This is a genomic window from Botrimarina sp. (assembly GCF_040219535.1).
GTDB lineage: Bacteria > Planctomycetota > Planctomycetia > Pirellulales > Lacipirellulaceae > Botrimarina.
In genome coordinates this window covers 660,892-679,956 of sequence record NZ_JAVJSH010000020.1, presented here as the reverse complement: position 1 = coordinate 679,956, position 19,065 = coordinate 660,892, and the positions used below count along the sequence as shown (strand labels likewise).

Here is a 19,065-nt window from a genome sequence, read left to right as displayed (position 1 = left end):
GCGACAGTTCTACCGCGAGGGCGGGAGCGGCTCTACTCGAGGGCGCGTATAGTAGGGGCATGGCCGATCTGCACCACAGCCGCCGAGATTTCCTCCGAGGCAAGGCCGCCCTGTCCGAGGCGGCCGGCGCGATCGAGTCGGCCGTCGACGCGGTGCTTGGCGACCCGACCCCGGCCGCGCGGCTCGCCGGCGGCCAGTCGCCCGAAACGGCCCGCGCCGCGTGGCGCGTGCTGACGCTCACGCGGCGCGCGATGGCGTGCGACTTCGCTCTGCGGCTGTGCGTTTCGCGCGATCAGAACGACACCGCGGCCGGCATGGCCGCGATGGACTTGGTCGAGCGGCTCGAGGATCAACTGACTATCTACCGCGACCAGAGCGAACTGATCGCGCTCAACCGCCGCGCCGCGGAAGATTGGGTCGAGGTCGAGCCGCGGCTGTTCGCGTTGCTCGAAACCTGCGACCGGCTCCACCGCGACACCGAAGGGGCTTTCGATCCCACCGGTGGGCCGCTGTCGCGCGTGTGGGGGTTCCACCGCCGCGAGGGCCGGCTCCCTTCGCCGAGCGAGATCGACGCCGCCCGAGGGCTGGTGGGCTGGAACCACGTGCGGCTCGACCCGGTGCGGCGGGCCGTGCGGTTCGAGCTGCCGGGGCTCGAGATCAACGTGAACAGCATCGGCAAGGGCTACGCGCTCGACCGGGCCGGCGAGCTGCTGGCCGGACGCGGCGTGACCGACTGGATGATGCACGGCGGCCGGAGCACGCTGCTGGGCCGCGGGCGGAACTTGGTCGCGGGTATCAACGGTTGGCTCGCGGGTATCCCCAACCCGGTCGACCCTTCCCAACGCCTCGACGTGCTCACGCTCGAGGACCAGGCCCTCAGCACCAGCGGCGCCGGCACGCAGTTCTTCGAGCACGAGGGACGCCGCTACGGCCACGTGATCGACCCACGGACGGGGCAGCCCGCCGAGGGGCTCTGGTCGGCGTCGGTCGTAGCCCCCACGGCCGCCGAGGCCGACGCCCTTTCGACCGCCGCGTACGTGCTGGGCGTCGAGGGGACGCGGCGGCTGTGTCGGCGGCGGCCCGGCGCGACGGCGCTGATGGTCGGCATCGACGACGGCGACGCGCGCATCGTGAGGGTCGGGGGCTGAGCGACCGAGAGCCGCCGGCAAGTGCCATTTGACTCCTCCGCCTGCGAGCGGCCCCTCGCTACTGGCGTAGACCGTTGGGGGCTACAATGCCGACCCGGTCGCAGCGCATCCCCCGCCACACGGGGGGAGCAGCCGTTGTACGGAGCTCACGAGGGTCGCTCGCCGCGATCGACGCGCCCGACCAGAAGAAACGCAGTTGGCGACGTGCTCCAGTTCTTCGTTGATCATCACCTGGGATACCTTGGCATCGTCCTCTTCTTGGCGATGTGCGGTTGCGGCATCCCGATCCCGGAGGAAGTGCCGCTGGTCATGGCGGGATGGCTCAGCAGCCAGGGCGCGTTGCAGCCGTGGCTCGCGTTCATCTCGTGCCTGACCGGCGCGGTGCTCGGCGACTCGATCATGTACGCGATCGGGCGCCACTTCGGGCACGGCTGGCTCACGAAGCACCCTTTCGTCGAGCGCTTCATCGACGCCGAGAAGGAAGAGAAGTTCGAGCACGCGGTCCGCGCGCACGGCTTCAAAGTCCTCTTGCTGACCCGCTTCCTCGTCGGCGTGCGGGGGCCCGTTTACTACGCGGCCGGCGCGGCCAAGGTGCCCTACCTGCGTTTCTTGTTGTGGGACCTCATCAGCGCCACGCTGGTCGTCGGCGTCGTGTTCGGCCTCGCGTACCGCTTCGGCCGGGGCATCGCCGAACTCGTGGGCAAGGCCGAAGAGGTCGCCACCGCGGTCGTGATCCTGGGTCTCATGGGGGTCGGCCTGTACTTCCTCTACAAGAAGCACACCACGAACGTCGCAGCCGCGTTGGACGACCTCGCGGCGCACGACGCCGAAGAGGCGCACCGCAACCGGGTTGGCGGACCCGAATCGGAGCACGCTGAGGCCGGCGACCCGCTCACGCCGACGAGCAACGGCTCGCCGACCTCCAAGTCGGACGAGCCCACCGACGTGGCCATGTGACCGCTCGCCACGCGACCATAAAAAAACCGCCGCCGGGCGGGACCCGGCGGCGGTTTGGCGTTCTTCTACTCTCGCGGACCGCCTTGGTGTCGGCAGGCCGCGGACACTTCTCAGTGGCAGCCGCAGCTCGGCTCGACCACGCCGCAGGTCGGCTCGCAGCACTCAACCGCGCAGCAGCTGTGGCGACGCTTGAACAGGCCCTTCAGGCCGTCGAACAAGCGGCAACCACGACGCGGCTCGCAGCACGGGTCGCAGCAAGCCGGCTCGCAGCACGAGGGCTCAGCAACGCAGCAGCTCGGCTCCGGCGCGCAGCACGAGGGCTCCGGCGCACAGCAAGCGGGCTCTTCGACGCAGCAGCTCGGCTCGCAGCAGTCCACCGCGCAGCAGCTGTGACGCTTGAACAGGCCCTTCAGGCCGCCGAACAGGCCGCAGCCACGGTGGCCGCCGCACGGGTCGCAGCACGAGGGCTCGGCAACGCAGCAGCTGGGCTCGGGAGCGCAGCAGGCCGGCTCGCAGCAAACCGGCTCGCAGCAGCTGCCGCAGCCGTGGCCGCCAAGCAGGCCGAAGCCGAAAGCGTTGGCGCTCGAGGCGCCACCGGAAACGAGGGCGGCGCCCATACACAAGGCTGCCGCGGTCAGACGCAGATTCATTGAGAGACTCCTTCGCAAAACGGGGGGAGGGGGATGCACGCTCTGTTCGACCGACACGCCGGCGGCCGACGCCCGCTTGGCCGCAGCCAATGCCCGGCGCCGGAGCAACCAGCGCCGCGGTGAGCAGCGATCGTCGCTCGGTCGATTCAGTCCTCGGTATCGACGACCCGACCGGACTCCTTTCGCCCGCCGACGCAAATACCCCAGCTTTCCCGCCCGTCGCGGCGACCGTACCGGTTTTGCCGGTCCTATCGGCCCCCACCCGGCCACAGCCCGCCGCGAGAAAGCGCACGCCGAGAAAGCGCGCGCCGAGAATCCGTAACCATCACCCGGACCGCCGATACGCAGGGAGCCCGATCGGGCCGGGGGAGTGAGTGAAAGTTCAGCCGGCGCTCTAGCTCCCCGGCCTGACGGCCTGGGGCTCCCTTCTGGCGCGCCGCTCCACGCGTCCCGTTCCTCAAACTCGACGCCGCCGCTACTGCCGGGCCGGCAGCGCCTGATCGCTCTCGTCGCCGGCGGCGCCGATGCGGGTCTTGCCCACGTACGGGACCAGCACCTCGGGGACGATCACGGAGCCGTCCGCTTGCTGGCAGTTCTCGAGGATCGCGATCATCGCCCGGCTGCAAGCGACCGCGGTGCCGTTGAGCGTGTGGACGTAATGAGTGCCCTTCTCGCCGGGCTTCTTGTAGCGCACGTCCAGGCGGCGGGCCTGGTAGTCGGTGCAGTTGCTGGTGCTGGTGACCTCGCCCCACTCGCCGTGCTCACCGCGGCCGGGCATCCAGGCCTCGAGGTCGAACTTGCGGTACGCCGGGCCACCCAGGTCGCCCGACGCGATGTCGAGCACCCGGAACGGCAGGCCCAGGCCGTTGAAGATCTCGCACTCCAGATCGAGGAACATGTTGAGCATGTCCTCGCTCTGGTCGGGCGTCGTGAAGGCGAACATCTCGACCTTCGTGAACTGGTGCACGCGGTACAGGCCGCGGCTCGCGCGGCCGGCGGCCCCCGCCTCGGTGCGGAAGCAGTGGCTCACACCGCAGAGCTTGATCGGCAGGTCGGCCTCGTCGAGCACCTGGCCCGCGTGGAGGCCGCCCAGGGTGATCTCGGCGGTCGCCACGAGGTTCAAGTCGTGGTTCTCGATGCTGTAGATCTGGGTCTCGGGGCCGCGGGGGATGAACCCGACCCCCTGCACGACCTCGCCCCGCGCGAGGTCGGGTGTGATCATCGGTGTGAAGCCCTCGCGCATCAGCAGGTCGATCGCGTACCGCTGCAGAGCCATCTCGAGCAGCACGCCTTCGTTCTTCAAGAAATAGAACCCGTGCCCCGACACGCGGCCGCCCGCGTCGAAGTCGACCAGTTGGTGCTGCTCGGCCAGCTCCAGGTGGTCGAGCACCGGGAAGTTGAACTTGGGCGGCGCGATCTCTCCGCGGCGGAGCTCGCGGCTGGCGGCCTCGCCGCCGCGCGGCGACTCGGGGTGGGTCAGGTTGGGCAGCGAGCGGAGGATCCGGTCGGCCTCGGCGCCGACGCGGTCGACCTCCGACTGCTTGGCGTCCTTCTCCTCGCGTAGGCGGCGGCCTTCCTCTTTGCGGGCCTCGCGCTCGGCGTCGTCCTGGGCTTTGCCGATTGTCTTGCTGACGGCGTTCGCTTGGCGGTTGAGCTCTTCGGCCTCTTGCAGCAGCGCCCGCCGCTGGGTCTCCAGCACGACGAACCGCGCCAGGTCGGCCTTCACGCCACGGTCGGCGCAGTTCTTTTGAACCAGTTCGGCGTTATCCAGAACGAAGCGTTTGTCGAGCATTGCAGAGAAAGCGGAAAGTGGAACGCGGAAAGGGGAAGGGTTCGGCTACTCGCCTTTCCCCTGTCCGCTTTCGCCTTTCGCGAGCGACGCCCAAAGGGCGGCGCTCGCCTGGACTCCCCGGTGGAAGTCGCCGAGGTTGAACTTCTCGTTCGGGCTGTGGGTGTTGTCGTCGTCGAGGCCCCAGCCGAGCAGCAGCACGTCGGCCCGTAGTTCGCGGGCGAAGGTGTTCACGATCGGGATCGAGCCCCCCTCGCGGATGAACACGGGCCGGGCGCCGAAGCCCTGCTCGATGGCCGACGCGGCGGCCTCCATGTACGGGCTGTCGAGCGGGAACACCACGCCCGGCGCGCCGTGGTGCGGCTTGATGGTGAGCCTCGCGCCGGGGGGCACGAGGGGGTCGAGCAGTTCCCGGAGCCCGGCGGTCACCTTCTTCGGGTCCTGGTCGGGCACGAGGCGGAAGCTCACCTTTGCGCCGGCCCGCGCGGGCAGAACGGTCTTGGCGCCCTCCCCTTGGTAGCCGCTCCAGAGGCCGTTGATGTCGCACGTGGGCCGCGCCCAGCGGCGCTCGAGCGTGGAGTAGCCCTCCTCGCCCGACAGGCCCTCGACGCCCAACTGCTTCTTGAACCGCGCCTCGTCGAACGGCAGCCGTGAGAACTCGTCGCGCTCGCGCTCCGAGAGCGGACGCACGTCGTCGTAGAAGCCGGGGACCCGGATGCGCCCCGAATCGTCCACCAAGGCCGCCAGCAGCTTCGCGAGCACGTTCGCCGGGTTCGTCACACCGCCGCCGAACGTGCCGGAGTGCAGGTCTTGCTTGGGGCCTTCGACGAGCAACTCGTAGTACGCGATGCCGCGCAGGCCGTAGGTCACCGCCGGCACGCCCGGCGCGAACTGCGAGCTGTCGCTGACGACGACCACGTCGCACGCCAGGCGGTCTTTGTGCCGGGCCACGGCCGCTTCGAGGTGCTCGCTGCCGACCTCCTCTTCCCCCTCGATGAGGAACTTCACCTGCAAGGGGAGCGGCCCGCCGCTGGCGAGCAGCGTCTCGACGCCCAGCACGTGCGTCAGCATCTGGCCCTTGTCGTCGGTCGCGCCGCGGGCGTACACGTTGCCGTCGCGCACGGTGGGCTCGAAGGGCGGGCTCTGCCACTCGTCGAGGGGGTCGGGGGGCTGCACGTCGTAGTGGCCGTAGACGAGCGCGACCGGCGCCCCGGCGACCGGCGGCGACTCCGCGTACAGGATCGGCGCGCCGGGCGTGGGCAGGCGGTCGACGGCCAGGCCCATGCCCCCCAGTCGCGACTGGACCCAGTCGGCGGCCCGCTCGACGTCGGCCTTGTGCCGCGAGTCGGCGCTGACGCTCGGGATCCGCAGCAGCTCGAAGAGCGCGGCCTCGTGCGCCGCGCGGCGGTCGGCGGTCGTCGGGTCGGCGGCGTTGGGCGGGGGCGTCATCGGGGGGGGTGGTCGCATTGGCCGTGGGCTAAACGCCGCAATATACTGCTGCAGACAGGCGGCCACTACCGCCTCGACCCGCTGGCTTGTTCCCACGGAGGCGCCATGGATGACCCGCAGCAAGAAGGCCCGTCCGACGGAACCGTGACAATCGTCCGCCCTAAGCGGCGCCCCAAGAAGGAAAAGAAGCGCCGCGAGGTGCCCCGCTGGCACGTGATCCTCTGGAACGACGACGACCACTCCTACGAGTACGTGATCCTGATGCTCAAGGAGCTCTTCGGCCACCCGCTAGAGAAGGGCTTCCAGCTAGCGAAGAAGGTCGACGCCGAGGGCCGCGTGGTGGTTCTCACCACGACCAAGGAACACGCCGAACTCAAACGCGACCAGATCCACGCCTACGGCAAGGACGAGCTGATCGAGGGCTGCGCCGGCTCGATGACCGCAACGATCGAGTCGGCAGACTGAAGAAAGGGGAAAGGCGAAAGGGGAATGCGGAAGGACGACGACTCGCGTGAGCGGACCAAACAGTACGCGTTGCGTGTTGTTCGACTCTTCCAGGCCTTGCCGAACACGGGTGAGGCGAGCGTAATCGGCAAGCAGTTGCTTCGTAGCGGCACGAGCGTGGCGGCGAATTACCGAGAGGCGTCGCGCGGACGCAGCCGCGCCGAGGTGCGGTCGAAACTCGGCATCGTCGAGCAAGAGCTGGATGAGTCTCTGCTGTGGCTGGAACTGCTAGCCGATGCTCAGATCATCGACGCTCAACGCTTGGAGCCATTGCGGGCCGAGACTGACGAGCTAATTCGAATCACCGTGGCGTCCATCCGTAAACTGAGGTCACCGCCTAGCTGACCCGTAACCTCGCTCTTTCCAATTTCCACTTTCCGCATTCCCCTTTCGCCGTGAAACTCAAAACGCACACCCTCGGCTGCAAGGTCAACCAGTACGAGACCCAGTACGTGCGCGAGGGGCTCGCGTCGATCGGCTGGGCGGACGCGGCCGAGGGCGAAGCGGCCGACCTTTGCGTGGTCAACACGTGCACCGTGACCGCCGAGGGCGACTCCAAGAGCCGCCAGGTCATCCGCCGCTTCGCCCGCGAGAACCCCTCGGCGAAGATCGTCGTGATGGGCTGCTACGCGACCCGCGCGCCAGACGAAGTCCGTGCGTTGCCCGGCGTGACCGAGGTCGTTACCGACAAGCGTGAGCTGCCCGACCTGCTCGGCCGCTTCGGCGTGACCGACGTGCCGCTCGGCGTGTCGGGCCTCGGGTCGCGGAGCCGCGCGTACGTCAAGGTCCAGGACGGCTGCCTGCTGCGTTGCAGCTTCTGCGTGATCCCCCACGTGCGGCCGAACCTCGCCAGCCGGCCGATGGACGAGGTCGTCCAGGAGGTCCGCCGCTTGACCGAAAACGGTTACCGCGAAGTCGTGCTGACCGGCATCCACCTGGGCCACTACGGCGTGGACTGGAATCGCCAGCGCCCGCGCGACAAAGAGAGCTGGGTCCGGCTCTCCCACCTGGTCCGCCGATTGGCGGAGCTGCCGGCCGGCCCGTCGGGAGACTGGCGCGTGCGGCTCTCTTCGATCGAGGCGACCGAGGTCACGCGCGAGCTGATCGACGTGATGGCCGACCACCCGGACCGGGTCTGCCCGCACCTGCACATCAGCATGCAGAGCGGGTCGGACAGCGTGCTGCGTCGGATGCGGCGGCGGTGGGGGTCGCAGCGTTTTGTCGACCGCTGCGGCCTGCTCCGCGAGCGGCTCGACCGCCCCGCTATCACCACCGACGTGATCGTCGGCTTCCCCGGCGAGACCGAAGCAGAATTCGAAGAGACCCTCGCCACGTGCCGCGCGGCCGGCTTCTCGAAGATCCACGGCTTCCCCTTCAGCCGCCGCCGCGGCACGCCCGCCTGGGACATGCCCGATCAGGTCGACAAGCAGGTCAAGAAAGAGCGGATCCACCGGCTCGCCGAGGTCGAGGCCGAGCTGCGCGACGCGTACTACGAGTCGCTCGTCGGTTCGCCGCTCCGAGTGCTGGTCGAGTCGCGGTTGGCCGACGGGCGGGTGGCCGGCTCGTCGTGCCGCTACGCGCCGGTCGAACTCGCCGTCGTCGGCGGCGAGGCCGGCCGGTTCGTCGACGCCACGCCCGTACGCGTCGCGGCGGGCCGGCTGATCGCCTGATCGCCTGACCGCCGGCCACTCGTCGCGACCCGGGGACCAGGCAAGTACACTACGATGGCCAACCTCCTCCCAAGCCGCTCCTCCTCTCCTCGGACAGACCGCTGTGCCAGACACCAGCATGAACCGCCGCGACCTGCTGAAATCGGCCGCCGCGACCGGCGGCGCCCTCGCCGCGCCGTACTTCTTCTGGACTCCCAAGTCGCTCGGCCAAGAGCTCGCCGCCGACAAGACCAACATCGGCGTGATCGGCGCCGGGAGCATGGGCGGGGGCAACATCGCCACCGCTAAGGAATGGCTCAACGTGGTCGCGATCGCCGACCCGGACCGCGGCCACCTGGAGTCGTTCAACCAGAACCTGGCCGACGGCAAGGCGAGCCTGCACGCGGACTACCGCGCGATCCTCGACCGCGACGACATCAAGGTCCTCCACATCGCCACGCCCGACCACTGGCACACCAAGCCCCTCGTCGAGGCGATGCGCGCCGGCAAGGACATCTACTGCGAGAAGCCGCTCACCCTCACGATCGACGAGGGCAAGCTGATCCGCCAGGTGCAGAAGGAGACCGGCGCCATCGTGCAGGTCGGCACGCAGCAGCGCAGCCAGTTCGACCTGTTCGTCAAGGCGATGGCGATCGTCGCCGAGGGCCGCCTGGGGAAGATCCACAGCGTGCAAGCCGCCATCGGCGGCGGGCCGAGCAGCCCCGTGATCCCGGTGGCCGCTCCGCCGAGCGAGCTCGACTGGGACCGCTGGCTCGGCCCCGCCCCCGAGGCCGACTACCGCGTCCTCTCCAGAGAGGACGGCCGCGCATTCACCAACTGCCACTACGAGTTCCGCTGGTGGTACGAGTACTCCGGCGGCAAGCTAACCGACTGGGGCGCGCACCACGTGGACATCTGCAACTGGGCGTTGCGGCTCAACGGACAGACCGACGGGCCCCTCTCGATCGATGGCACGGCCGAGCACCCCGTCGAGTTCCGCGATGGCGAGCCCACCCGGCACGATCAGTACAACACCGCGACCACGTTCCACTTCACCGTGAAGTACCCGGGCGACACCCAACTGGTGATCCGGCACGACACCGACAACGGCGTGCTCATCGAGGGCGACAAGGGGAAGATCTTCGTCAACCGCGGCCGCTTGACCGGCGAGCCCGTCGAACAGCTCGTCGAGAACCCGCTGCCCGACGACGCGATCAGCAAGGTCTACAAAGGCCTGCCCGTGGAGCACGACGAGCGCAAGGCCCACTGGGCCAACTTCCTCTACTGCTCCCGCGAGGGCAAAGAGCCGATCTCCGACGTGCATTCCCACGTCGAAATGCTCAACATCTGCCACCTGGCGGGCATCGCGGCGCGGCTCGGCCGCCCGCTGCAGTGGGACGCCGAGTCCGAGCAGATCACCGGCGACGACCAAGCCAACTCCATGCTCTCCCGCCCGTACCGCGAGGGCTACGAGATCGAGGGAGCGTGAGCACCGAGCGATCAGCGGTCAGCCGTCAGCGATCAGCCCTCAGCGATCAGCCGCCAGTCCGACAAAGGCTGACCGCTGAACTCTGATCGCTTGCTTCATCCGTCCGGCCATTGCCGGCAGTACTCGTACAGCGCCATGCAGGTGGCCGTGGCCGCGTTGTAGCTGTGCGGCGGGCCCCACACGGGGATCTCGACCGCGTCGTCCACGTGGGCGAGGTCCTCGTCGGTGAGGCCGGTTCGCTCGTTGCCGACCACCAGCGCCGCCCGGCGCGGGAACGCGTACGTGTGGATGTCCACCGAGTCGGTCGTTTGCTCCAGCGCGACCAAGCGGTAGCCGTCGCTGCGGAGGCTCTTTAAGACCGGACCGAGCGAGCGGCGGTTCTCCAGGCGGATCGCTTCGACGGCGTCGCGCGCGATCTCTGGGTCGAGCTTCATCGGCCGGCCCGTCGCGATCAGGCGCGTCACCCCGCAGCAGCCGGCCGCCCTGGCGATCCGAGACAAGTTCACGCTCGACCGCAGCGGCGCGCACACCACGACCAGCTCCCGGGGCCGGGCGAGCTCTCGCGGCGGGCGGTGTCGCACGTGGTGCATGGAGGCTTTGAGGCGTGAGGCTGCAGGCTTGAGGAAGAATGGGGGGAACCACGGTCGCAAGCCTCACCGCTCAAGCCTCAAGCCTCAAGCCTCAAGCTCAACCCTCAGGCCGCAGGCCTCTCCTGGCGTCGCGGCGGTTCGAATCTTAAGCTGCACCGCATGCCGCCCCGCCTGCTGACCGCCTTTGTGATCCTAGCCGGCCTCGCCGCCGGCGTGATCGTGATCGTGCGGCAGGGGCAGCTCCCCCCGGCCGACTTCACGTTCAACAACGACACCGAGGTCGAGTCGCTCGACCCGGCCGTCGTCACGGGCCAGCCCGAAGGGCGGATCATCGACGAGCTCTACGAGGGGCTCGTGCGGCTCGACCCGAAGGACCGCAAGCCGATCCCCGGCGTGGCCAAAGAGTGGGAGGTCTCCGACGACGGCAAGACCTACACGTTCCACCTGCGGCGCGACGCCAAGTGGAGCGACGGCTCGCCCGTCACGGCCGAGGACTTCGTTTACAGCATGCGGCGGTTCCTCGACCCGCAGACCCTCGCCGAGTACGCGTACCAAGCCTGGTACATCAAAAACGCCCGCCGCTTCAGCCGCGCCGCGCGGGGGGTGCGGCCGGGCGACCCGGTCGAGGTCGAGCTCTACGAGCTGCCCCCCGGCGCCCTCCCCTTCGCCCGCGGCGAGCTGCTGCGGGGCGAACTGGTTGCGGTCGAGACCCTGCCCGGCGCGACCGAGCAGGAGTTGGAGGACCCCGCCCGCTACACGGAGCTACGCACGTTCCTCGTCGAGATCGACGGCGAGCGGCGCCGCTTCCGGGTCGGCGAAGGGCCGTTCCCCGACGCGTCGCCCGCCAAGCAGCTCACGCTCGCGTTCGACCAGGTCGGCTTCCGCGCGCTGGACGACTACACGGTGCAGACCGAGCTCGAAGCCCCCACCCCCTACTGGCTCAACCTGCTGGGCTTCTACCCGCTCGCTCCGGTGAAGCGCGAGTGCGTCGAGACCCACGGCCCCGGCGCGTGGATCAAGGCGGGCAACATCGTCACCAACGGTCCGTACATGCTCCAGTTCCGGCGGATCCGCGACCGCATCCGGCTCCGCAAGAACCCCCACTACTGGAACCGCGACAACGTCGCGCTGGAGACGATCGACGCGCTCGCGGTGCAGTCGCTCACGACCTCGTTCAACCTCTACGAGACCGGCGAGGTCGACTGGATCACGAAGGTCACCCCGCTGATCGCTCGCGAGCTGTTCGAGCAGACCCCGCCGCGAGAGGACTTCAACCCCGACGCGCAGTTCGGCACCTACTTCTACAACTTCAACACGACCCGCGCGCCGTTCGACGACCCGCGGGTGCGCCGCGCATTGGTGCTGGCCCTCGACCGGCAAGAGATCGTCACCACGGCCTGCGCGGGCGAGCTGCCCGCGCGCTCGCTCACCCCGCCGGGGCTGCCCGACTACGAGGCGCCCGAGTGCGCGGGGATGGACCTCGACCGCGCCCGCCAGCTGCTGGCCGAAGCGGGCTACCCCGGGGGCGTGGGGTTCCCGAAGATCGAGATCCTGTACAACTACGAGCAGCAGCACCAGACGATCGCCGAGCTGATCCGCAAGCAGTGGCGCCGCGGCCTGGGGATCGACGTGGCCACGCGCAACGAGGAGTGGAGCACCTACCTGGCGAGCACCCGCCAGCTCAATTTCGATGTGGTCCGCCGCGCGTGGATCGGCGACTACCTCGACCCGAACACGTTCCTCGATATGTTCGTCACCGGCGGCGAGAACAACAACACCGGCTGGGGCGACCCGGAGTACGACCGCCTGATCCGCGACGCGAAGTTCGAGTCGGACCCGGCCAAGCGGCTCGAGCTGCTCGCCGGGGCCGAGCGGATCCTGATGACCGAGTTGCCGGTCATGCCGATCTACTACTACGTGTCGCGCAGCATGGTCGCGCCGTACGTGTACGGCTGGCACAACAACCTCGAGGACCGGCACCCGCTCTGGAGCCTGTCGATCGACCGCGGCCGGCCGCGGCTTAACGACTTCATGTCGAGCAAACCAATCCGCCCGATCGTGCTCCGCCCCCAAGCGGCCGACACGCCGAGCGAAGCGGCCGCCGAGGCCCTCACCCCGCCGAGCTTGCCGGCCGAGGAGGACGAGCGTTGACCGCGTTCCTCGTGCGGCGGCTGTGCTGGATGCTCGTGACGCTGTGGGTGGTGTTCACGGTCTCGTTCTTCCTGATGCGCTCCGTGCCCGGCGGGCCGTACGACTCCGAGCGCGCTCTGGAGCCGGAGATCGAGGCCAACATCCGCAAGGAGTACAACCTCGACCTGCCCCTGAGCCAGCAGTACTGGCTGAAGCTCAGGCAGATGGCCAGCGGCGAACTCGGCTCGTCGATGAAGAAGGACTACACGGTCAACCGCCTCGTGGCCGAGGGCCTGCCGGTCTCCGCCGCGCTGGGGTTGCTCGCGCTGGCGATCGCGTTCTCCGTGGGCCTCGTGGCCGGCGTGGTGTCCGCCGTGTTCCGCGGCGGCGTGGCCGACGTGGGGCTGATGGCGATCGCCACGGTCGGGATCGCGCTGCCGAACTTCGTCGTGGCCGGCTTCGCGATCATCCTGTTCGTGTTCACGCTCGGCTGGCTCCCCGCCGCCGGATGGGGCTCGCTCGAGCAGCTCGTGCTCCCCGCGCTGTGCCTGGGCGCGCCGTACGCGGCCTACGTCGCGCGGATCGCGCGGACCGGCATGCTCGACGTGCTCGGACAAGACCACATCCGCACCGCCCGCGCGAAGGGCCTCTCCCCCTTCACCGTGGTCGCCAAGCACGCGTTGCCGACCGCGCTGCTGCCCGTGGTGTCGTTCCTCGGACCGGCCGTGGCCGGCATCCTCACCGGCTCCCCGGTGATCGAGAACATTTTCGCGATCCCCGGCCTCGGCTGGCACTTCGTGCAGGCGGCGATCGACAAGGACTACCCCATCGCGATGGGCCTCGTGCTGCTCTACACGACGCTCCTCTACACGATGAACCTGATCGTCGACCTGCTGTACGGCGTGCTCGACCCGCGCGTGGAGTGGAGATGAACCGAATGCGGAAGTCGGAAGTCGGAATGCGGAATAAGTGCTTGCCAGCCGCGCTAGCGCTTCATTCCGCATTCCGCATTCCGACTTCCGCATTCCACGGCGCCTCCAACGAGGAGGCCGCATGACCTCCACCCCCGCCCGCCCGAAGCAGACCGGCGTTTCCCTAACGCAAGACGCCTGGCGGCGGCTGCGCCGGAGCTGGCCGGCGATGACGGCCCTGTGGACGCTCGTCGTGGTGGTGGTGCTGGCGTTCTTCACGCCGCTGCTGCCGCTTCAGCCCCCCGACGCGGACAACACGCCGCTGATGTTCGCCGAGCCCACGCTCTCGCCGCTGTGGGTCGACACGTTCGATTTCGACCCGGCGCTGATCGAAGCCGGCCAGGAACTCATGCCCGAAGCCCGCGAGCGCCTGCGGGCCGCGCGGCGGCAGTTCCGCGCGGCCGAGTCGCCCACCGAGGACGAGGCCGAGGCCCTCTACCGCGAGCTGGCCCAGGCCCGGGCCGGCGTGTCCGCGCTCGTCCAGCGCCCCTACGCGGACGCGGGCTACCCGCGGCTCGACCCGCTCGCGCGGTGGATGGTGCGCGCGCGGCACGCGGCGTTCGGCGAGTGGCAGGTCAACTCGGTCTGGGGCCGCGACAAGCTCGGCCGCGACATCCTCAGCCGGGTGTTCTGGGGCGCGCGGGTGTCGCTGATCGTCGGCTTCGTGGCGACGCTCGTGTCGCTCGTGATCGGCGTGACCTACGGCGCCGTGTCGGGCTACGCGGGCGGGTGGGTCGACGACGCGATGATGCGTGTCGTCGACGTGCTCTACAGCATCCCGTTCGTGTTCCTGGTGATCTTTATCATCAGCGTGCTCAGCGAGGACTCCGTCAAAGAGCGGCTGGCCACCTACGGGATCGACCGGATCACGATCTTCTACTTCGTCGTCGGGGCGATCTACTGGCTGACGATGGCCCGAGTGGTCCGCGGCCAGGTGATCTCGCTCCGCAACGAGCAGTACATCGAGGCCGCCCGCTCCCTGGGCGTGTCCCGGGCCGCGATCGTGTTCCGCCACCTCGTGCCGAACCTGCTGAGCATCGTGCTGGTGTACCTGACGCTCACGATCCCGCGGGTGATCCTCTTCGAGGCGTTCCTCTCGTTCCTCGGGCTGGGCGTCGAGCCGCCGGACGTGTCGTGGGGCCTGCTCGCGAACGAGGGCATCCAAGTCATCACCCCGGTCAAGACCTACTGGTGGCTGATCGTGTTCCCCAGCCTGGCGATCGGCGTCACGCTGTTCGCGCTGAACTTCCTCGGCGACGGCCTGCGTGACGCGTTCGACCCGCGGATGAAGGGCCGCTAAAGTCGGCCGCTCGGGTTCGGCAGCCAACCACAAAGGAACCGAGGAACGAAGGCGGCGTTTCGCTGCGTCTTTTTCACCAAGATGAGCTCACCGCGGGCGAAAGACCTCCCGGAGGAGAACCCCGATGGAAGAACCGGCCTACGACACGCCGCCCCCCGCCGACCGCACGATGCTGGCGCTGATGCACCTGTCGCAGTTCTGTGGCTACATCGCTCCGCTGGCCGGGTTCGTGGCGCCAATCATCTTCTGGCAAGTCATGAAAGACGAGTCACCGGAGTACGACGCGCACGGCCGCGCCGCATCCAACTGGTCCCTCAGCCAGCTCATCTATTGGGCGTTGGGGATCGCGATGTGCGTCACCGTGATCCTCCTGCCAATCGGGATCCCCTTCTTGTCGGTCCTCGGCGCGCTCGGCGTGATCTTCCCCATCGTCGGGGCGGTGAAGGCGTCCAAAGGCCAGCTCTGGAAGTACCCGATCACGATCCCCTTCTTTTGAGCGTCGCGTCGCCTCAGGTCGACGGTTCGGCGACCCGCCCCAGCATCGGATCGTCCGGCGCGAAGGGGGGCTCGTCGAAAGCGCGGCCGTCGTCGGTAACCCGCGGGTCCTCTCCTTCGTGCAGCTGCTGCATGAGCAGGTCGCGCAGCCGACCCAGCTCGGCCCGGTGCTGCGGGTCGTCGACCAGATTCTTCGTCTGATCGGGATCCCCGCCGATGGCGTAGAGCTCTTCGGAGGGCCGTTTCGCGAACCCCAGGCGCCACTCGCGCTCGATCGCCGGGTCGCCTTCGTGCTCGGCGAACCAGTCGCGGGTTGGACCGAAGTCCATGTCGGTCCGCCGCACCAGCCGCCCATCGCGGCGGAGCATTCCCTTCACGACCGGGGCGGCGAGCGGCGGCTCGGCGACCGGCCAGCGGTCGGGCGCGAAGTTGCGGATGTACAAGTTGTCGGCCGTGCGGATCGCCCGCATTGGATAGGGCAAACCGGCGGGCCGGGCGCCGCGGACGTGGTTCTCGCGACCCACGAGCGCCCAGCCCCGCAGCGTCGACTCCTCCCGGGGCTGCTCGGCGCGGATCACCGGCAAGAGGCTCTGGCCGTCCATCTCGTCCAGCGGCGCCACGCCGGCCGCGTCGAGGAACGTCGGCGCGAGATCGACGAGACTGACCGGCGCCGCGACCTCCCGGCCCGCGCCCACCCGGCCGGGCCAGCGGATCGCCAGCGGGACCTGGGCGCCGAAGTCGTACAGGTTGGTCTTCCCACGGGGGAAGCCGGGCGCGCCGTGGTCGCCGCTCACCACGAACAGCGTGTTGTCCAACTCGCCCCGCTCGGTGAGTTCGTCGAGCAGCACGCCGACGGCCGCGTCGAACGCGAGCGCCTCGCCGAGGTAGTCAGCGAAGTCTTCGCGGACCGTTTCGTTGTCGGGCAAGAAGCCGGGCAGACGGCCCTCGAGCTCGTCGGGGTCGATTCCCCAGAGGGCCTTACCGGAACCACGGACCCACGGCCGGTGGGTGTTCGTGGGATTGAACCAGTAGAAGAAAGGCTGGCCCGTGTCGCGGTCGGCGAGCATGGCGCCGAAGTTCTGCCGGACCTCGTCGAGCAGCTCGCGTTTCTTGGCCTCGGGGTCGTCGGCCTCCATCGCGTGCTGAGAGAACGAGTTGAACCGCCTGCCGGCAGGCGTGTAGTTTCGCCGGCCGCCGCCCATCCGGTCTTCGCTGATGTGCATCTTGTACGACCAGCCGATGTGGTAGCCCGCCCCTCGCAGCGCGAGCGCGAAACCTTGCACCTTGTCCCACGGGTCCGGCTCGCCCTCTAGCCAAGGGTGGTGCAGCTGGGAGTGGCTGCCGTTGCGGAAAAAGTGCCGCCCCGACAACAGCGCCGCCCGCGACGGCGTGCAGCTGGGCGCGCTGACCAACGCGCAGTCGAACAGCACACCCTCGCGCGCGACCCGGTCGAAGTGGCGGGTCTCCAAGACGTCGTTCACGGTCGGCGTGTCGGCCGCGCGGTACGCGCTCGCGTAGCGCCCCAGGTCGTCGGCGAACGCCAGCACGATGTTCGGCGGCCGCTCGGCCCCGACCGCGGCCGAAACGGCGCCGGCGAGAAGCAGACCGACTAGCACGCTGATCGATCGCATCGGGAGGGCCCCATAAAAGCAGAGGAGTCGCCGGACGAGCATCGCCTACGGGGGCCGATTGTAACGACCCGCCGGTTCCGATTGGCGCGATGGTCGGCTCTGGGGGGCCTCCGCGCTGTGGTTTTTTGACACAAGGCCCCTGTGACGTAGGTATTTGGCGACACCCCGTGTCGAGCTCCGCCGCCGCTCCCCCGCCGCCCCAGCCGCCCATGCCCTCAGGCGTCAAGACCGCCGCCGCGTCGATCTTGCTGGTCGACGACGACCTCCACGTGCTGGAATCGATGGCCGACTGGCTGCGCGACCAGGGTTACTCGGTCGACGCGGCCTCGACACAAGCCGACGCGGTCGAGCGGCTCATCGCGCGGTCGTACGACCTGGTGCTCAGCGACGTTCGGTTGGGTGACGGCGACGGCTTCGACCTGCTCGAGCAGACGCTCCGCCGCCGCCCCGGCGCCCAGGTGATACTGATCACCGGCTACGGCGCGGCCGACGACGCGATCGACGCGATCCGCGCCGGCGCGTTCGATTACCTGACGAAGCCGCTCATCGACGACGAGCTGCTGATGGCGATCGAGCGCGCCCTCTCGCAGCGGAAGGTGCTCTCGGAGAACACCGAGCTGAAGCAGCAGCTCGACCGCAAGCACGGGATGGGCCACATCATCGGCGCCGACCCGCGGATGATGCGCGTGTTCGACGTGATCGACAGCGTCGCCGACACGCGGGCCACCGTGCTGGTGACCGGCGAGAGCGGCACCGGCAAGAGCCTCCTCGCCCGCGCGATCCACACCCGCAGCGACCGCCGCAGCGGGCCGTTCGTCGAGGTCGCGTGCGGCGCGCTGCCGGAGAACCTGCTCGAGAGCGAGCTGTTCGGCCACGTGGCCGGCGCGTTCACCGGCGCGACCACCAACAAGATCGGCAAGTTCCTCCAGGCCGACGGCGGCACCATCTTCCTCGACGAGATCGGCACCGCCACGCCCGCCATGCAGGTCAAGCTGCTGCGCGTGCTGCAGGAGCTGGCCTTCGAGCCGGTCGGCGGCACGCAGACGCACCGCGTCGACGTGCGCGTGGTGCTCGCAACGAACGAGGACCTCGCGAAGAACGTGACCGAGGGCAAGTTCCGCCAGGACCTGTTCTACCGCATCAACGTCATCAACCTCGAGCTGCCCCCGCTCCGCGCCCGGCCGAGCGACGTGCCGCTGCTGGCCCAGAAGTTCCTCGAAGAGGTCCGCGACGACGCCAACCGACCCAACGTACGCGGCTTCTCGGACGACGCGATCGCGGCCCTGCAGGCTTACCACTGGCCTGGCAACGTGCGCGAGCTGCAGAACGTGGTCGAGCGGACCGTCTTGCTGGGCAAGCAAGAACTCATCCCGCTGCACGAACTCCCCCCCGAGCTGCGCGTGCCCGGCGCCGGCGGCGCGGCGGGCGGCGCGGGCTACTACGCGGGCCAGACGCTCAAAGAGGCCCTCGAGGGCCCCGAGCGGCAGATCATCCTCGAGGTGCTCGAGCTGAACCACTGGAACCGCAACGAGACCGCCGACCAACTCGGCATCAACCGCACGACGCTCTACAAGAAGATGAAGCGCCTGGGCCTGGAGGAGCGAGCGCCGGTGGCGGAGTGAGTCTCGACTACGGCTCCATGATATCCAAGTCACCCGGGTCTTCCGCCGGCGGTTCGCGGCGGGCTTCTTCGCGGACGGTGGGGCGCTCGATCGGCTTGAGCTCGTGCGCCTCGTAGGCGCGCTCCAGCGGCGTGCCGTCTGCTAGGCGGAGCGAGTAGCGGATCACGCCGGCGTGCTCGTCGTAACGCATCTCGGCGATCTGGCCGGTGTGCGGCTCGGCCGCCATGCCGTGGCTGACGACCTCCACCCACTGGCCGATCTCTAGGCCCTCGGGGCGCACGTCGCGCCACAGCGTGCGGCGTACGCGGAGCCGCGTGTCGCCGTAGTGCATCACCACGTATTCGCCCTCGGGCCCCACGGCGCCGTCGCGGCGCCAGATTCGCTGGCTGGGGATCATTTGCCGGGCGGCCTGGACGTCCTCCGGGTGGACCCAGTCGTTGCCGTCCTCGGGCCACCAAGGAAAGTAGCCGTACTTCGGATCGGTCTTCAGCGGGGGCAGGCTGTCCGGCATGACCCGATTATAGGACATCCTCACGCCCGGCGCCCGCGGCGTGGCGGCGCCCGCCCGAGCCCAGGGGCATCGGCCCCCGGTGGAGGCCGGAAACTTCCCCGCTCCGACGACCCCACGCCCCACTTCAGCCGCCAGGGCGTATGTTTTGTTGCCCAAACGCAACACGTCACCGACCTAGCT

General features: G+C 69.1%; 17 protein-coding genes. 11 read left to right on the top strand and 6 right to left on the bottom strand.

The genetic code is table 11. The features are described 5' to 3' along the window. The first annotated feature begins 59 nt into the window (after positions 1-59). On the top strand, positions 60-1,148 hold the full coding sequence (locus RIC11_RS13125; protein ID WP_350211953.1) for an FAD:protein FMN transferase: 1,089 nt from the start codon (positions 60-62) through the stop codon (positions 1,146-1,148). A 204-nt stretch (positions 1,149-1,352) separates the two neighbouring features. Then, positions 1,353-2,105, top strand: a complete 753-nt coding sequence (locus RIC11_RS13120) for a DedA family protein (protein WP_350211951.1) — start codon at positions 1,353-1,355, stop codon at positions 2,103-2,105. 110 nt (positions 2,106-2,215) lie between these two features. On the opposite strand, the gene RIC11_RS13115 is transcribed toward RIC11_RS13120, so the two are convergent. The 3 genes from RIC11_RS13115 to RIC11_RS13105 form a co-directional block, all read right to left on the bottom strand. After that, on the bottom strand, positions 2,216-2,755 hold the full coding sequence (locus RIC11_RS13115) for a keratin-like protein (protein WP_350211949.1): 540 nt from the start codon (positions 2,753-2,755) through the stop codon (positions 2,216-2,218). Between the two features lie 475 nt (positions 2,756-3,230). Continuing rightward, complete coding sequence (gene serS, locus RIC11_RS13110) at positions 3,231-4,547, bottom strand: serine--tRNA ligase (protein ID WP_350211947.1); 1,317 nt, start codon at positions 4,545-4,547, stop codon at positions 3,231-3,233. Between the two features lie 45 nt (positions 4,548-4,592). Further along, positions 4,593-5,993, bottom strand: coding sequence for a dipeptidase (locus RIC11_RS13105; RefSeq protein ID WP_350211945.1), 1,401 nt, complete (start codon positions 5,991-5,993; stop codon positions 4,593-4,595). A 105-nt stretch (positions 5,994-6,098) separates the two neighbouring features. On the opposite strand from RIC11_RS13105, the gene RIC11_RS13100 reads away from it, so the two are divergent. From RIC11_RS13100 to RIC11_RS13085, 4 genes are all read left to right on the top strand, one after another. Continuing rightward, positions 6,099-6,458 carry an ATP-dependent Clp protease adaptor ClpS gene (locus RIC11_RS13100; protein WP_350211944.1) on the top strand — a complete coding sequence of 120 codons (360 nt, stop codon included), beginning with the start codon at positions 6,099-6,101 and terminating at the stop codon, positions 6,456-6,458. A 24-nt stretch (positions 6,459-6,482) separates the two neighbouring features. Continuing rightward, positions 6,483-6,842, top strand: coding sequence for a four helix bundle protein (locus tag RIC11_RS13095; protein ID WP_350211942.1), 360 nt, complete (start codon positions 6,483-6,485; stop codon positions 6,840-6,842). A 50-nt stretch (positions 6,843-6,892) separates the two neighbouring features. After that, entirely contained in the window at positions 6,893-8,167 is a 1,275-nt protein-coding gene (mtaB, locus tag RIC11_RS13090) for a tRNA (N(6)-L-threonylcarbamoyladenosine(37)-C(2))-methylthiotransferase MtaB (RefSeq protein WP_350211940.1), read from the top strand. Between the two features lie 118 nt (positions 8,168-8,285). Further along, entirely contained in the window at positions 8,286-9,635 is a 1,350-nt protein-coding gene (locus tag RIC11_RS13085; RefSeq protein ID WP_350212050.1) for a Gfo/Idh/MocA family protein, read from the top strand. 95 nt (positions 9,636-9,730) lie between these two features. On the opposite strand, the gene RIC11_RS13080 is transcribed toward RIC11_RS13085, so the two are convergent. Continuing rightward, entirely contained in the window at positions 9,731-10,225 is a 495-nt protein-coding gene (locus RIC11_RS13080) for a TrmH family RNA methyltransferase (RefSeq protein ID WP_350211938.1), read from the bottom strand. Positions 10,226-10,384: 159 nt separating this feature from the next. Between RIC11_RS13080 and RIC11_RS13075 the strand changes: the two genes are divergently transcribed. The 4 genes from RIC11_RS13075 to RIC11_RS13060 all read left to right on the top strand — a co-directional run bounded on the left by RIC11_RS13075 (position 10,385) and on the right by RIC11_RS13060 (position 15,122). Then, on the top strand, positions 10,385-12,376 hold the full coding sequence (locus RIC11_RS13075; protein ID WP_350211936.1) for a peptide ABC transporter substrate-binding protein: 1,992 nt from the start codon (positions 10,385-10,387) through the stop codon (positions 12,374-12,376). Continuing rightward, positions 12,373-13,287: an ABC transporter permease gene (locus tag RIC11_RS13070; protein WP_350211934.1), complete on the top strand. Its 915-nt coding sequence runs from the start codon at positions 12,373-12,375 to the stop codon at positions 13,285-13,287. The genes RIC11_RS13075 and RIC11_RS13070 overlap by 4 nt, the downstream gene beginning before the upstream one ends. A 121-nt stretch (positions 13,288-13,408) precedes the next feature. Beyond that, the gene (locus RIC11_RS13065) at positions 13,409-14,626 is read left to right on the top strand and encodes an ABC transporter permease (RefSeq protein ID WP_350211932.1); all 1,218 of its coding nucleotides are present in this window, start codon (positions 13,409-13,411) and stop codon (positions 14,624-14,626) included. Positions 14,627-14,750: 124 nt separating this feature from the next. After that, positions 14,751-15,122, top strand: a complete 372-nt coding sequence (locus tag RIC11_RS13060) for a DUF4870 domain-containing protein (RefSeq protein WP_350211930.1) — start codon at positions 14,751-14,753, stop codon at positions 15,120-15,122. A 13-nt stretch (positions 15,123-15,135) separates the two neighbouring features. Here RIC11_RS13060 and RIC11_RS13055 read toward each other — a convergent pair whose 3' ends face one another. After that, the gene (locus RIC11_RS13055; protein WP_350211928.1) at positions 15,136-16,752 is read right to left on the bottom strand and encodes a sulfatase family protein; all 1,617 of its coding nucleotides are present in this window, start codon (positions 16,750-16,752) and stop codon (positions 15,136-15,138) included. Between the two features lie 209 nt (positions 16,753-16,961). Between RIC11_RS13055 and RIC11_RS13050 the strand changes: the two genes are divergently transcribed. Continuing rightward, positions 16,962-18,374 carry a sigma-54-dependent transcriptional regulator gene (locus RIC11_RS13050; RefSeq protein WP_350211926.1) on the top strand — a complete coding sequence of 471 codons (1,413 nt, stop codon included), beginning with the start codon at positions 16,962-16,964 and terminating at the stop codon, positions 18,372-18,374. Between the two features lie 7 nt (positions 18,375-18,381). Here RIC11_RS13050 and RIC11_RS13045 read toward each other — a convergent pair whose 3' ends face one another. Next, the gene (locus RIC11_RS13045) at positions 18,382-18,885 is read right to left on the bottom strand and encodes a DUF6960 family protein (RefSeq protein WP_350211924.1); all 504 of its coding nucleotides are present in this window, start codon (positions 18,883-18,885) and stop codon (positions 18,382-18,384) included. Positions 18,886-19,065: the final 180 nt, after the last annotated feature.

Excerpts from the sequence above, each read along its gene's own strand:
- RIC11_RS13125 (WP_350211953.1), top strand. The coding sequence starts at position 60 with ATGGCCGATCTGCACCACAGCCGCCGAGATTTCCTCCGAGGCAAGGCC.
- RIC11_RS13115 (WP_350211949.1), bottom strand. The coding sequence starts at position 2,755 with ATGAATCTGCGTCTGACCGCGGCAGCCTTGTGTATGGGCGCCGCCCTC.
- serS (WP_350211947.1), bottom strand. The coding sequence starts at position 4,547 with ATGCTCGACAAACGCTTCGTTCTGGATAACGCCGAACTGGTTCAAAAG.
- RIC11_RS13105 (WP_350211945.1), bottom strand. The coding sequence starts at position 5,993 with ATGACGCCCCCGCCCAACGCCGCCGACCCGACGACCGCCGACCGCCGC.
- RIC11_RS13100 (WP_350211944.1), top strand. The coding sequence starts at position 6,099 with ATGGATGACCCGCAGCAAGAAGGCCCGTCCGACGGAACCGTGACAATC.
- RIC11_RS13095 (WP_350211942.1), top strand. The coding sequence starts at position 6,483 with ATGCGGAAGGACGACGACTCGCGTGAGCGGACCAAACAGTACGCGTTG.
- RIC11_RS13085 (WP_350212050.1), top strand. The coding sequence starts at position 8,286 with ATGAACCGCCGCGACCTGCTGAAATCGGCCGCCGCGACCGGCGGCGCC.
- RIC11_RS13080 (WP_350211938.1), bottom strand. The coding sequence starts at position 10,225 with ATGCACCACGTGCGACACCGCCCGCCGCGAGAGCTCGCCCGGCCCCGG.
- RIC11_RS13075 (WP_350211936.1), top strand. The coding sequence starts at position 10,385 with ATGCCGCCCCGCCTGCTGACCGCCTTTGTGATCCTAGCCGGCCTCGCC.
- RIC11_RS13065 (WP_350211932.1), top strand. The coding sequence starts at position 13,409 with ATGACCTCCACCCCCGCCCGCCCGAAGCAGACCGGCGTTTCCCTAACG.
- RIC11_RS13060 (WP_350211930.1), top strand. The coding sequence starts at position 14,751 with ATGGAAGAACCGGCCTACGACACGCCGCCCCCCGCCGACCGCACGATG.
- RIC11_RS13055 (WP_350211928.1), bottom strand. The coding sequence starts at position 16,752 with ATGCGATCGATCAGCGTGCTAGTCGGTCTGCTTCTCGCCGGCGCCGTT.
- RIC11_RS13050 (WP_350211926.1), top strand. The coding sequence starts at position 16,962 with ATGCCCTCAGGCGTCAAGACCGCCGCCGCGTCGATCTTGCTGGTCGAC.
- RIC11_RS13045 (WP_350211924.1), bottom strand. The coding sequence starts at position 18,885 with ATGCCGGACAGCCTGCCCCCGCTGAAGACCGATCCGAAGTACGGCTAC.